The 13,604-nt window shown below is 41.6% G+C and carries 11 protein-coding genes; 9 read left to right on the forward strand and 2 right to left on the reverse strand.

The window, feature by feature from the left end; all coding sequences use genetic code 11:
- The first annotated feature begins 159 nt into the window (after positions 1-159).
- The 8 genes from sdhC (at position 160) to sucD (ending at position 10,027) form a co-directional block, all read left to right on the forward strand.
- Positions 160-537, forward strand: a complete 378-nt coding sequence (gene sdhC, locus SJY38_RS06130) for a succinate dehydrogenase, cytochrome b556 subunit (RefSeq protein ID WP_084554498.1) — start codon at positions 160-162, stop codon at positions 535-537.
- Entirely contained in the window at positions 528-875 is a 348-nt protein-coding gene (gene sdhD / locus SJY38_RS06135) for a succinate dehydrogenase, hydrophobic membrane anchor protein (RefSeq protein ID WP_004586684.1), read from the forward strand. Before sdhC ends, sdhD begins: the two co-directional genes overlap by 10 nt.
- Positions 876-2,648, forward strand: a complete 1,773-nt coding sequence (gene sdhA / locus SJY38_RS06140; protein WP_004586683.1) for a succinate dehydrogenase flavoprotein subunit — start codon at positions 876-878, stop codon at positions 2,646-2,648.
- 10 nt (positions 2,649-2,658) lie between these two features.
- On the forward strand, positions 2,659-3,375 hold the full coding sequence (locus tag SJY38_RS06145) for a succinate dehydrogenase iron-sulfur subunit (protein WP_004586682.1): 717 nt from the start codon (positions 2,659-2,661) through the stop codon (positions 3,373-3,375).
- A gap of 89 nt (positions 3,376-3,464) precedes the next feature.
- Positions 3,465-6,284, forward strand: coding sequence for a 2-oxoglutarate dehydrogenase E1 component (locus tag SJY38_RS06150; protein ID WP_377109408.1), 2,820 nt, complete (start codon positions 3,465-3,467; stop codon positions 6,282-6,284).
- Between the two features lie 3 nt (positions 6,285-6,287).
- Positions 6,288-7,811, forward strand: a complete 1,524-nt coding sequence (odhB, locus tag SJY38_RS06155; protein WP_054982563.1) for a 2-oxoglutarate dehydrogenase complex dihydrolipoyllysine-residue succinyltransferase — start codon at positions 6,288-6,290, stop codon at positions 7,809-7,811.
- A gap of 177 nt (positions 7,812-7,988) precedes the next feature.
- On the forward strand, positions 7,989-9,155 hold the full coding sequence (sucC, locus tag SJY38_RS06160; RefSeq protein WP_004586679.1) for an ADP-forming succinate--CoA ligase subunit beta: 1,167 nt from the start codon (positions 7,989-7,991) through the stop codon (positions 9,153-9,155).
- On the forward strand, positions 9,155-10,027 hold the full coding sequence (gene sucD / locus SJY38_RS06165) for a succinate--CoA ligase subunit alpha (protein ID WP_004586678.1): 873 nt from the start codon (positions 9,155-9,157) through the stop codon (positions 10,025-10,027). The genes sucC and sucD overlap by 1 nt, the downstream gene beginning before the upstream one ends.
- A gap of 62 nt (positions 10,028-10,089) precedes the next feature.
- On the opposite strand, the gene SJY38_RS06170 is transcribed toward sucD, so the two are convergent.
- Complete coding sequence (locus tag SJY38_RS06170; RefSeq protein WP_377109409.1) at positions 10,090-11,160, reverse strand: DUF3083 family protein; 1,071 nt, start codon at positions 11,158-11,160, stop codon at positions 10,090-10,092.
- A 208-nt stretch (positions 11,161-11,368) separates the two neighbouring features.
- On the opposite strand from SJY38_RS06170, the gene glnS reads away from it, so the two are divergent.
- Entirely contained in the window at positions 11,369-13,033 is a 1,665-nt protein-coding gene (gene glnS, locus SJY38_RS06175) for a glutamine--tRNA ligase (protein WP_054982561.1), read from the forward strand.
- Positions 13,034-13,159: 126 nt separating this feature from the next.
- Here glnS and fur read toward each other — a convergent pair whose 3' ends face one another.
- Positions 13,160-13,603, reverse strand: coding sequence for a ferric iron uptake transcriptional regulator (gene fur, locus SJY38_RS06180; protein ID WP_004586675.1), 444 nt, complete (start codon positions 13,601-13,603; stop codon positions 13,160-13,162).
- Position 13,604: the final 1 nt, after the last annotated feature.

Below are 13,604 nucleotides of genomic sequence, written 5' to 3' on the forward strand. Positions count from 1 at the left end.
TTTGTATTTAGGTAAACATATTTTTACAGCGTAATTTTTGCAGATTTGTGAACTTTTGCTGTATTGACACGTTTACTTTGATAGTTCCACCAGAAATTTTGGTGGGTTTTAGAAAAACAAGTAGATGAGCTCCAATGTGAGCAAGATGGGCAAGTAACTGTGAAAAAGCAAAGACCTGTAAATCTAGATCTAACAACTATATCTATGCCGGCAACGGCTAAAGCATCAATCTTTCACCGCGTCACCGGTGTTGCATTATTTTTTGCTTTAACGTTTGTCATTTGGGCTTGGTCTGAGTCTCTTTCTTCAGCTGAAGGTTTTGAATTCGTCAAGGGTCTGTTTAGCGGATTCATTGCCAAATTCATAGCTTGGGGCACACTTTCTGTATTGGGTTATCACCTTATTGGTGGTATCCGTCACATCATTATGGATATGGGCCACTGGGAAGAACTTGAATCAGGTAACCTTAGCGCTAAAATTGCAATGGCACTTGGCGTTGTATTTGCCGTACTGGCAGGGGTGTGGATATGGTCTTAAATCAAGCAACTCTTAAACGTGATGGTGTACAAGATTTCGTATCTTTACGTACCACGGCACTAGTAATCACCGCATACGCGATTTTTATTATCGGCTATTTTTTAGCAACGCCAGAAGTCACTTTCGAAGCCTGGACAGGCCTATTCTCTAATCTAGCAATGAAGGGTTTTACACTTATTACTCTTGTATGCATGATGGTTCATACCCGCATTGGCCTTTGGCAAGTTTTAACGGATTACGTTAAAAACGCTAAACTACGCGCTGTTTTAGGCTTTGTATTAAACCTGATGGCCGTTGCTTACGTAGCTATTGGTCTAATCGTTTTATGGGGTGTTTAAGTGAAATATTCTGTTCGTGAATTTGACGCCGTAGTAATTGGTGCAGGTGGTGCTGGTATGCGCGCCGCTCTTGCCATTACCGAATCTGGCAAAACGTGTGCATTAATATCTAAAGTATTCCCAACACGCTCACACACTGTATCTGCACAGGGTGGTATTACAGTAGCGCTAGGTAATTCACACGAAGACAACTGGGAATGGCATATGTACGATACCGTTAAAGGTTCCGATTTTATCGGTGACCAAGACGCTATCGAATACATGTGTCAAACAGGCCCAGAAGCTATTACTGAATTAGAAAACATGGGTTTACCATTTTCTCGTTTTGAAAATGGCCGTGTTTACCAACGTCCTTTTGGTGGTCAATCGAAAAACTTTGGTGGTGAACAAGCTGCACGTACTGCAGCAGCAGCTGACCGTACTGGTCACGCTTTATTACACCTTCTATACCAACAAAACGTTAAAAACCAAACTAATGTATTCTCTGAGTGGTATGCACTAGATTTAGTTAAAAACGACAATGGCGATGTAGTAGGCTGTACAGCAATTGAGATTGAAACAGGTGAAATCACTTTCTTCAAATCAAAAGCTGTTGTACTTGCAACCGGCGGTGCTGGTCGTATTTTCGCATCAACAACCAATGCTCACATTAATACGGGTGATGGTGTTGGTATGGCAGCCCGTGCAGGCGTTGCTATGCAAGATATGGAAATGTGGCAATTCCACCCAACCGGTATTGCAGGCGCTGGTACACTTGTAACGGAAGGTTGTCGTGGTGAAGGTGGTTATCTTTTAAATAAAGATGGCGAACGCTTCATGGAACGTTATGCACCAAACGCTAAAGACTTAGCGTCTCGTGACGTTGTAGCACGTTCAATGATGACTGAAATCCGTGAAGGCCGAGGCTGTGATGGTCCTTGGGGTCCACACCTTAAGCTTAAACTTGACCACTTAGGTGAAGAAACGCTTAACTTACGTCTACCAGGCGTATGTGACCTTGCTAAAACTTTCGCACACGTTGACCCTGCTAAAGAGCCAATTCCAGTAATACCAACTTGTCACTACATGATGGGTGGTGTTCCAACTAACGTAAATGGTCAAGCGCTACAAATCGATGCTAACGGCAACGAAAAAGTAGTAGAAGGCTTATTTGCCGTAGGTGAAATTGCCTGTGTATCTGTACATGGTGCAAACCGCCTAGGTGGTAACTCATTACTTGATTTAGTTGTATTTGGCCGTGCTGCGGGTAACTTCTTAGGTAAATACCTAAACGAAGTTGAAATTACTAAAGCACCGACAGCATCTGATATTGACGCGTCTCTTGCACGCTTTAACCGTTGGGAAAATTCAACGGCTGGCCAAGGTGAAGACCCAGTTCAAATCAAAAAAGACCTACAACAATGTATGCAGCTTAACTTCTCGGTATTCCGTGAAGGTGAGTCTATGGCGACAGGTCTTAAAGAGCTTAAAGAAATTCGTGAACGTCTGCAGCATGCACGTCTTGATGATAAATCATCAGACTTCAACACGCAGCGTATCGAATGTCTTGAACTAGACAACTTAATGGAAACAGCTTACTCAACTGCAGTAGCTGCAAACTTCCGTACTGAAAGCCGTGGTGCACACTCTCGCTTTGACTACCCAGATCGTGATGACGAAAACTGGTTATGTCACTCAGTATTCAATCCGGTAACGGATGAAATGAGCAAGCGTGACGTAAACTACGCGCCTAAGACGCGTGAAGCGTTCCCACCTAAAGCACGTACCTACTAGGAGCGAGACGATGGCACAAGTACAATTTTCAGTTTATCGTTACAATCCGGATGTTGATAACGCACCTCGTATGCAAGAATATACTTTGCAAACAGAGGAAGGTCAGGACATGATGGTATTGGATGCACTTTTATTATTAAAAGAGCAAGATCCAACATTATCATTCCGTCGCTCATGTCGTGAAGGCGTGTGTGGCTCTGATGGCGTTAACATGAATGGTAAAAATGGTTTAGCATGTATTACACCATTATCTACGCTGCAAAAAGGCGGCAAAGGTACTATTGTAATTCGTCCTTTACCTGGCTTACCTGTGGTACGTGACCTTGTTATTGACATGAGTCAGTTCTACACTCAGTACGAAAAAGTTAAACCATACCTAATTAACGATCAGCCAGCGGCTGGTGAGCGTCTTCAATCTATTGAAGAACGTGATAAATTAGATGGACTTTACGAGTGTATTTTATGTGCATGTTGTTCTACATCGTGTCCTTCGTTCTGGTGGAATCCAGACAAGTTCATTGGTCCAGCAGGCCTTCTTCATGCTTACCGTTTCTTGGCAGATAGCCGCGATACGGCAACTGAAGAACGTTTAGCAGACTTAGACGATGCGTTCAGTGTGTTCCGTTGCCACAGTATCATGAACTGTGTTAGCGTTTGTCCTAAGGGTCTTAACCCGACCAAAGCAATTGGACAAATTAAATCTATGTTATTAAACCGCGCGGTTTAATCACTTAGTAACGTAAGATGGCTAATATTTTTATTAGCCATCTTGTTATGACAACTATTAATTTCTGCGCTAAAGAAAAGGGCTTATAAATGCACGAAGGTGTGATGAAGGCATGGCTAGAATCTTCACATTTAAACGGCGGCAACGTTGCTTATGTAGAAGAGCTTTATGAAGCGTATTTAGATGATGCGACTTCTGTGCCAGAAGAATGGCGAGAAGTGTTCGAACAATTACCAAAAGTAGATGGTGTGGATGTTGAAGTAAAGCATTCAGAAGTTCGTTCACAGTTTGCGGCGCTTGCTAAAAACAAGCATAGAGAGGTAGTGGTAGCAGAGGGTAGTGGCGGTGACCTCAAACAGGTTAAAGTACTACAACTTATTAATGCTTTCCGCTTTCGAGGACACCAAAATGCTAACCTAGATCCATTAGGCATTTGGCAACGAGAGCGTGTTCGAGATTTAGAGCTAGAATACCACGACTTATCTAAAGCTGATTTTGACCGCGAATTTAACGTAGGATCGTTTGCCGTAGGCCGCGATACTATGCCTTTAGGTGAACTATACCAGGCACTTAAAACCACCTATTGTGGTTCTATTGGTGCTGAGTATATGCACATCACATCAACAGAAGAAAAGCGTTGGTTACAACAGCGTTTAGAATCTGTTCAATCACGACCTACTTTTTCTAAAGAAGAAAAACTGCGTATCCTTAAAGGATTAACCGCAGCAGATGGTCTTGAAAAATATTTAGGTGCAAAGTTCCCTGGTGCTAAGCGTTTCTCACTTGAAGGTGGCGATGCGTTAGTTCCTATGCTTAAAGAACTTATTCACCGTGCTGGCGAAAGCGGGCAAAAAGAAGCAGTTATTGGTATGGCTCACCGTGGTCGCTTAAACGTACTAGTTAATGTGTTAGGTAAAAACCCATCTGAGTTATTCGATGAGTTTGCTGGTAAACACAAAGACACGTTAAGCTCTGGTGACGTTAAATACCATATGGGTTATTCATCTGACTTTGCGACCAAAGGTGGCAATGTTCATATGGCACTTGCGTTTAACCCTTCTCACCTAGAAATTGTTAACCCTGTGGTTATGGGCTCGGTAAGAGCGCGTTTAGACCGTTTAGGTGACAGTTCAGGTAGCAAAGCATTACCTATTACTATCCACGGTGATTCTGCGATTACAGGCCAAGGTGTTGTACAAGAAACATTTAACTTGTCGCAAACAAACGCCTTCTCATGTGGTGGTAGTATCCGTATTGTTGTAAATAACCAAGTTGGTTTTACAACTTCAAAACAAGACGACGTACGTTCTACAGATTACTGTACTGACATTGCTAAAATGGTTCAGTCACCAATCTTCCACGTTAACTCTGATGACCCTGAAGCCGTTGCATTTGTTACACAACTTGCACTTGATTTTAGAAACCAGTTTAAACGTGACGTAGTAATCGATTTAGTATGTTATCGCCGCCATGGTCATAACGAAGCTGATGAGCCTAATGCAACACAGCCTCTTATGTACCAAAAAATTAAAAAGCATGCGGTTCCGCGTTTAATTTACGCTGATCAACTTATGTCTGAAGGCTCATTCACTGAGAGTGAAATTAAAGCATTAGCTGATGAATACCGTAACGGCTTAGATGAAGGTAACTGTGTTGTTGAAGAAATTCAGCCAGAAACTTCGCACTCATCTGATTGGGCAAAATATGTTGGCCATGAGTGGAATGTTGAGTACGACGCAAGCGTACCGGTAGATAAGCTAAAAGCACTTGGCGAACAAGTTGCGCAGTTCCCTGAACAATATAAAGCACAGTCTCGTGTTAAAAAGATTTACGATGACCGTAAGCTTATGGCAAGTGGCGAAAAACCACTAGATTGGGGTATGGCAGAAACACTTGCTTATGCAACAATTGCCTCTGAAGGCACAGATATACGTTTAACTGGCCAAGACTCAGGGCGTGGTACTTTCTTCCACCGCCATGCTGTAGTACATAGCCAGTCGGATGGTTCAACTTACCTCCCTCTTCAAAATTTAAGTGATGACCAAGGTACCTTTGAAGTATTTGATTCTGTTTTATCAGAAGAAGCGGTACTTGCTTTTGAATATGGTTATGCAACAGCTGAACCTACATCATTAGTCCTTTGGGAAGCCCAGTTTGGTGACTTCGCAAATGGTGCACAAGTCGTATTTGACCAGTTCTTAAGCTCTGGTGAGCAAAAGTGGGGCCGTTTATGTGGCTTAACATGTTTGCTTCCGCATGGTTATGAAGGTCAAGGCCCAGAGCATAGTTCTGCACGTTTAGAGCGTTTTTTACAGCTTTGTGCCGATCACAACATGCAAGTGTGTGTTCCTTCAACACCTGCACAAGTTTACGCTATGCTACGTCGTCAATCAGTTAGACCACTTCGTCGTCCATTGATTGTAATGACACCAAAATCACTACTTCGTCACCCACTTGCGGTATCTTCACTTGAAGAACTTTCACAAGGTGTATTCCATAATATGATCGACGAAATCGATGATATTAACCCTGAGAAAGTAGAACGCGTAGTATTTTGTAGTGGTAAAGTTTACTACGAACTATTACAAGAGCGTCGTAAGCTTGAGCAAGACAATATTGCTATTGTACGTGTGGAGCAGTTATATCCGTTCCCACATGCAGAAATGGACACGATTATGGAACGTTACCAACACGTTACTGATTTTGTTTGGTGTCAAGAAGAGCCACAAAACCAAGGTGCTTGGTACTGTTCGCAACATCACTTTATTGATGCAATCCCACAGGGTGCTAAATTGACTTACGCAGGGCGTAAGGCGTCGGCATCTCCAGCGTGTGGTTACATGTCAGTACATACTAAAGAACAACAAGCGCTCGTTGCAGACGCGCTTACTATACAAAAGAAAGGATAAGCAATGAGCACAGAAATTAAAGTTCCTGTTCTTCCTGAGTCGGTTGCAGATGCTACCGTTGCTACATGGCATGTAAGTGTAGGCGACAAAGTAAGCCGTGACCAAAACTTAGTAGACATTGAAACAGATAAAGTGGTTTTAGAAGTGGTTGCACAAAATGACGGTGTAATTACTGAAATATCACAAGAAGAAGGTGCAACGGTACTTGGCGACCAAGTTATCGGTTTACTTGGTGATGCTGATGCAGCACCAGCAAGTGACAGTGCTCCGGCTAAAGAAGAAGCCGCACCTGAAAAATCAGAAGACGCGCCTGCGGCGCAATCAGCTCCAGCATCAGAAGGTAAAGAAGTGGACATTAAAGTACCTGTACTTCCAGAATCAGTTGCAGACGCAACAATTGCTACATGGCATGTACAACCAGGTGAAGCGGTAACTCGCGACCAAAACTTGGTAGATATTGAAACTGATAAAGTTGTTCTTGAAGTAGTAGCTCAAGAAGACGGTATCATGGGCGAGCAACTAAACGCAGAAGGCGATACTGTACTTGGCGAACAAGTTATTGGTAACGTTAAAGCGGGCGGCGCTCCAGCGGCACCTGCTGCTAAAGCAGAAGAAGCGCCTGCTGCAAGTGAGTCTAACGATAGCTCAGATGTGTTAACGCCGTCTGTACGTCGTTTAATCGCTGAAAAAGGGCTTGATGCGTCTAAAATTAAAGGCACAGGTAAAAACGGCCGTGTAACTAAAGAAGACGTTGATACTTTCTTAAAAACGCCTGCTCCAGCTGCTAAAAAAGAAGCCGCTTCAGCACCTGCTGCACCGATGGGTGACCGTACACAAAAACGTGTACCAATGACGCGCTTACGTAAAACCATTGCTAATCGTTTATTAGAAGCTAAAAACTCAACAGCAATGTTAACTACATTTAACGAAGTAAACATGAAACCTATCATGGACCTTCGTAAGCAATACCAAGAAGTATTCGAGAAGCGTCACGGTATTCGTTTAGGCTTTATGTCTTTCTACGTGAAAGCAGTAACTGAAGCACTTAAGCGTTTCCCTGACGTAAATGCATCAATTGATGGTGACGATATTGTTTACCACAATTACTTTGATATCAGCATCGCTGTATCTACACCACGTGGTTTAGTTACACCAGTACTTAAAGATTGCGACAAACTATCTGTTGCTGAAATCGAGAAAGGTATTCGTGAATTAGCCCTTAAAGGCCGTGATGGTAAACTAACACTTGACGATATGACAGGTGGTAACTTTACTATTACTAACGGTGGTGTATTTGGTTCGTTACTTTCTACGCCTATTATTAACTTACCACAGTCATCAATCTTGGGTATGCACAAAATCCAAGAGCGTCCTATGGCTGTAAATGGTAAAGTTGAAATTCTTCCTATGATGTATTTGGCACTATCTTACGATCACCGCCAAATCGATGGTAAAGAATCTGTTGGTTTCTTAGTGACTATTAAAGAGTTACTTGAAGATCCAACTCGCTTATTACTGGATGTTTAATCGAGTAGTATGAAATATAAGCTGTGAATGACAATTCACAGCTTTTTTTTTGCGCCTTTGGTGTTACTGGGGTTTTCATGTTAAGCCTTGGGATCTATACTAGGTGCGCAATTTGGGATAGCTGTTTATTTGCATAAATATTCAGCTCTTTTAGTATAAAAAATTGGATAAAGCATCATGAATTTGCATGAGTATCAGGCAAAACAACTTTTTGCCGAATATGGTTTACCAGTTTCTCAAGGTTTCGCTTGCGATACACCTGAAGAAGCTGCAGCAGCTGCCGAAAAAATTGGCGGTGATATGTGGGTTGTTAAAACTCAGGTTCACGCAGGTGGCCGTGGTAAAGCTGGCGGTGTTAAGCTAGTTAAAACAATCGAAGAAGTAAAAGAATTCGCTGCAAACTGGTTAGGTAAAAACTTAGTTACTTACCAAACAGACGAAAATGGTCAGCCTGTTGCTAAAATTTTAGTAGAAAGCTGTACAGATATCGCTAACGAATTGTACTTAGGTGCAGTTGTTGACCGTGCTTCTCGCAAAGTTGTTTTCATGGCGTCTACTGAAGGCGGTGTTGAAATTGAAACTGTTGCTGAAGAAACTCCAGAGCTTATCCACAAAGCAGAGATCGATCCATTAGTGGGTCCTCAAGCTTACCAAGCACGTGAGTTAGGTTTTAAACTGGGTCTTAACCCTACACAAATGAAGCAGTTCGTTAAGATCTTTATGGGTCTTGGCAACATGTTCAACGATTTTGATTTCGCACTTCTTGAAATCAACCCGTTAGTAATCACAGACGAAGGTAACCTTCACTGTCTTGACGGCAAAATCGGTATCGATGGTAATGCACTTTACCGTCAACCAAAAATCCGTGAAATGCACGATCCATCTCAAGAAGATGCACGTGAAGCTCACGCAGCAAGCTTCGAGCTTAACTACGTAGCACTAGATGGTAACGTAGGTTGTATGGTTAACGGTGCAGGCCTAGCGATGGGTACTATGGACATCGTAAACCTACACGGCGGCAAGCCAGCTAACTTCCTAGATGTTGGTGGCGGCGCGACTAAAGAGCGTGTTTCTGAAGCATTCAAAATCATCCTTTCTGACGATAACGTAAAAGCTGTTTTAGTTAACATCTTTGGTGGTATCGTACGTTGTGACATGATTGCTGAAGGTATCATTGGCGCAGTTAAAGAAGTAGGTGTAAACGTGCCTGTAGTTGTACGTTTAGAAGGTACTAACGCTGAATTAGGTCGTGACGTTCTTAAGAACTCTGGCCTAGATATCATCGCTGCTGAATCACTAACAGACGCTGCTGAGAAAGTTGTAGCTGCTGCGGAGGGCAAATAATGTCTGTATTAATCAATAAAGATACAAAAGTTATCTGTCAAGGTTTCACTGGTGGCCAAGGTACTTTCCACTCTGAGCAAGCGCTTGAGTACGGTACACAAATGGTTGGTGGTGTAAGCCCAGGTAAAGGCGGTCAAACGCACCTTGGTCTTCCAGTATTCAACACAGTACGCGATGCAGTTAAAGAAACAGGCGCAACAGCGTCAGTTATCTACGTACCAGCACCGTTCTGTAAAGATGCAATCTTAGAAGCTATCGATGCGGGCATCGAGCTAATTGTTTGTATCACTGAAGGTATCCCAACACTAGACATGGTTGACGTTAAAGTTAAGCTTGATAACTCTGGTGTTCGTATGATCGGTCCTAACTGTCCAGGTGTTATCACTCCTGGTGAGACTAAGATTGGTATCATGCCTGGTCACATCCACAAGCCTGGTAAAGTAGGTATTGTTTCTCGCTCTGGTACTTTAACGTACGAAGCAGTTAAACAAACTACAGACGCTGGTTTTGGTCAGTCTACGTGTGTTGGTATTGGTGGCGACCCAATCCCAGGTACTAACTTTATCGACGTGCTAGAAATGTTCGAAAAAGATCCACAAACTGAAGCAATCGTAATGATTGGTGAAATTGGTGGTACTGCAGAAGAAGAAGCTGCAGAGTACATTAAAGCTAACGTAACTAAGCCTGTTGTTTCTTACATTGCTGGTGTAACTGCACCAGAAGGTAAGCGTATGGGTCACGCTGGCGCAATCATCGCAGGCGGTAAAGGTACTGCTGATGAGAAATTTGCTGCACTAGAAGCTGCTGGCGTACAAACTGTACGTTCACTTGCTGATATCGGTAAAGCACTTAAAGAAAAAACAGGCTGGTAATCAGTTTGCTTAATCTTTAAAAAGGCTCGCATTTGCGAGCCTTTTTGTTATTGGCTAAAAAATTAGTATGGATAACTAATGTGTTGAAAAAACCGTACTGATAAATCTTGTCGTTCTTTATTTATTGCCAGCTCTGAGCACATAGCGTGTATTGTTTTTTCTACTTGATTCATAAAGCGGCCGTAGCCCATTTCATGTTTATCTTTATGGGTGGCAACAATCACAAAATGTAGTGACTCAACTAATTTTTCAGCATTGAAAAAAATATGTATTTGCGTGGCTGTGCCATTCACATCAAAACTTATTTTTTGTAATTCTGCATTCCCATCATTTTTATCTATTTGGCTATTACGCACTATGGGCCTTACACCATTAGCAACCATAGCGCCGTGAGATAATTCGTATCGCTCGCAGCACCCTTTAAATGATTGGGCGAAGTAGTTATAAAACTCAGTGTAATTATTTTTATTTATTAAGCTTTGAAATTGAGTTTTAATGCCGCGCGAAACCGGTATAGAAAACGTTGCATAGGTCATTTCTGCATGCTCGGCGGGTATTTTACATTGGCGAGCTAAGTAACGGGGGTATAGGCTTCTAAGTTTGTAGCCGTAACTTTGGTTGCAGCCTTTACTCTTGGCAAATAAGTCATAGGTTAAATGCTGATGATCGCGAAGCTTAAACTGGGGTTGTTCAATAAATAATTGTGTTTGTAAATTATCTAACACTTTTTGCACCCTGCTGTGAAATTGTGCCGAGCTTGCGCGTAAATCATCACCGGTGGCTAAAAATAACAAGCGAATTTTTTTACTTTTAAAAGTAGGGGTGTAGTGTAGTTTGTGCGCCTCGTGGTAACGCGGGTTGTAAAAAAACAACATTTGCTTTGCTGTTTCTAATTGATACGACTCATCATGAAATCTGACCACAGGTAATTTGTCGTTAGCGAGTAGGTGTACATTATGTAGCTCGTATTCATCACAGCTTGCAAATAGTTGCTTGGCAATGCGGGTATAGCAACTATCGATATCGCTAAAACTAGTGTAAAAGTCATCAGTGGGTGTTATTTCAGCGAGTAAATAGTGATTAGCTCGTGCATTTGTTGGAATATAAACTCTGTGTTGTGTAGAACTGGCCATCTTTGAATCCTTTTAAGGAGCTTAAGTTTAGGTACTATAAATGCCTTTCATGACTCAAATATTGCGCTAAAACAAATTTAAGTAATAAACTAATGCACCATTGTCATAATAACTAGAATAAACCCGCATCTAGTGCTGTATGTTAGTGTTTGTTTTTGTAATAATGCATTAGTTTTGTTATCACGAATATTCAGAGGATCGCACTCCTATGGCGGAAATTGAGAATCGCCCAAGTAACTTTATAAGAACTCGAATTGATGAAGATTTAGCAAGTGGCAAACATGCAACTACGCATACACGTTTTCCACCTGAACCAAATGGCTTTTTACATATTGGCCATGCAAAATCAATTTGTTTGAATTTTGGCATTGCAAAAGATTACGATGGTTTATGTAACCTACGTTTTGATGATACAAACCCAGAAAAAGAAGATATTAACTACGTTAATTCAATCAAAGAAGACGTGCAGTGGTTAGGCTTCAACTGGAGTGGTGAGATAAAATATTCGTCAAACTATTTTGATACCCTATACGGCTATGCAGTAGAGCTTATTGAAAAAGGCTTAGCGTACGTTTGTTTTTTAACGGCCGATCAAGCACGCGAGTATCGCGGTACGTTAAAAGAGCCGGGTAAAAACAGCCCATACAGAGACACCTCAGTAGAAGAAAACCTCGCCTTGTTTGAAAAAATGCGCGCGGGTGAATTCAAAGAAGGTGAGTGTGTGCTACGCGCTAAAATTGATATGGCAAGCTCATTTATGGTGCTTCGCGATCCAATTATTTATCGCGTTCGTTTTGCTCATCACCATCAAACAGGTGACAAGTGGTGCATTTACCCAATGTATGACTTCACACATTGTATTTCTGATGCGCTTGAGGGGATAACCCATTCATTGTGTACACTTGAGTTTCAAGATAACCGTCGTTTATACGACTGGGTACTTGATAATATCAGCCTTGAGTGCCACCCACAGCAAATTGAGTTTTCGCGCTTAAATCTTGAATACACAATTATGTCTAAGCGTAAGCTAAACGACTTAGTTGTAAATAACTATGTAGAAGGGTGGGATGACCCACGTATGCCAACTATTGCTGGTTTACGTCGTCGTGGTTATACACCGGCTTCAATACGTGAGTTCTGTTTACGTATCGGTGTGACTAAGCAAGAAAACATGGTTGAAATGGGCATGCTTGAAGCGTGTATCCGTGAAGACTTAAATGAAAACGCACCACGCGCAATGGCAGTACTCGATCCAGTTAAAGTTGTAATAGAAAACTTTGATGCAGATAAAGTAGAGACATTGTCGGTAGCTAACCACCCTAATAAAGAAGAAATGGGGCGTCGTGAAGTACCGTTTACTCGTGAGCTTTTCATTGAGCGTGAAGATTTCCGCGAAGAAGCGAATAATAAATTTAAACGCTTAGTACTTGATAAAGAAGTACGCTTACGTGGTGCTTATGTAATTAAAGCCCAGCGTGTAGAAAAAGATGAAAATGGTGAAATTACCACTATTTACTGTACTTACGACAACGAAACACTAGGTAAAAACCCAAGTGACGGTCGTAAAGTAAAAGGGGTTATTCATTGGGTTTCTGCGCCTGAGTCGGTTAATGCAGAAGTTAGATTGTATGACCGTTTATTTAATGTACCAAACCCAGGTGCAGCTGAAGAGTTCGAATCGACACTTAACCCTGATTCGTTAGTTGTATTAGAAAATGCAAAACTAGAAGCATCGCTTGCTAAAGCCGAACCAGCCCAAGGCTTCCAGTTTGAGCGTACTGGCTATTTCTCACGTGATACAAAGTCAGAAAATTTAGTATTCAACCAAACGGTTGGTCTTAGAGATTCATGGGCTAAAATCGAGAAGCAGTAACGCTTTAAAATACCAATTTGCATAATATATTATTATTGCAAATTGGTATTAAACACAGTTTAAATGCTTAATTTTAAGCACAAAAAAACCTGCAAAAGCAGGTTTTTTTATTACTATAGCGCGTTATTAGCTATTTGAATCGCTAAATGCTTTACACGCTGCTTTGTCTTGACACTCACCGTATAGGTATAAAGAGTGATTTGTTAGTGTAATACCGTTTTCTTCGGCTATTTCTAACTGGCGACGTTCAATTAAGTCATCTTCAAATTCAACAACTTTACCACATTTTAAACACACTAGGTGGTCGTGGTGAGTGCTGCCAGAAAGTTCAAATACTGACTTTCCGCCTTCAAAATGGTGACGGCTTACAATACCTGCGTCATCAAATTGGTTTAATACACGGTAAACAGTCGCAAGACCAATTTCTTCACCTAAATCTAAAAGAATTTTGTATACATCTTCAGCGCTGATGTGTTGGTTATCTGGAGATTGTAGAATTTCTAAGATTTTAATACGCGGTAAAGTTACTTTTAAACCGGCTTTTTTAAGTTCCAAGTTATGATCAGTCATT

This window comes from Pseudoalteromonas sp. R86517 (genome assembly GCF_042466295.1).
GTDB classification, from domain to species: Bacteria; Pseudomonadota; Gammaproteobacteria; order Enterobacterales; family Alteromonadaceae; genus Pseudoalteromonas; species Pseudoalteromonas atlantica.

What these genes read in the sequence shown, in the direction of transcription:
- sdhD (WP_004586684.1), top strand. Translation starts at nt 528, where the DNA reads ATGGTCTTAAATCAAGCAACTCTTAAACGTGATGGTGTACAAGATTTC.
- SJY38_RS06145 (WP_004586682.1), top strand. Translation starts at nt 2,659, where the DNA reads ATGGCACAAGTACAATTTTCAGTTTATCGTTACAATCCGGATGTTGAT.
- SJY38_RS06150 (WP_377109408.1), top strand. Translation starts at nt 3,465, where the DNA reads ATGCACGAAGGTGTGATGAAGGCATGGCTAGAATCTTCACATTTAAAC.
- odhB (WP_054982563.1), top strand. Translation starts at nt 6,288, where the DNA reads ATGAGCACAGAAATTAAAGTTCCTGTTCTTCCTGAGTCGGTTGCAGAT.
- sucC (WP_004586679.1), top strand. Translation starts at nt 7,989, where the DNA reads ATGAATTTGCATGAGTATCAGGCAAAACAACTTTTTGCCGAATATGGT.
- sucD (WP_004586678.1), top strand. Translation starts at nt 9,155, where the DNA reads ATGTCTGTATTAATCAATAAAGATACAAAAGTTATCTGTCAAGGTTTC.
- SJY38_RS06170 (WP_377109409.1), bottom strand. Translation starts at nt 11,160, where the DNA reads ATGGCCAGTTCTACACAACACAGAGTTTATATTCCAACAAATGCACGA.
- glnS (WP_054982561.1), top strand. Translation starts at nt 11,369, where the DNA reads ATGGCGGAAATTGAGAATCGCCCAAGTAACTTTATAAGAACTCGAATT.
- fur (WP_004586675.1), bottom strand. Translation starts at nt 13,603, where the DNA reads ATGACTGATCATAACTTGGAACTTAAAAAAGCCGGTTTAAAAGTAACT.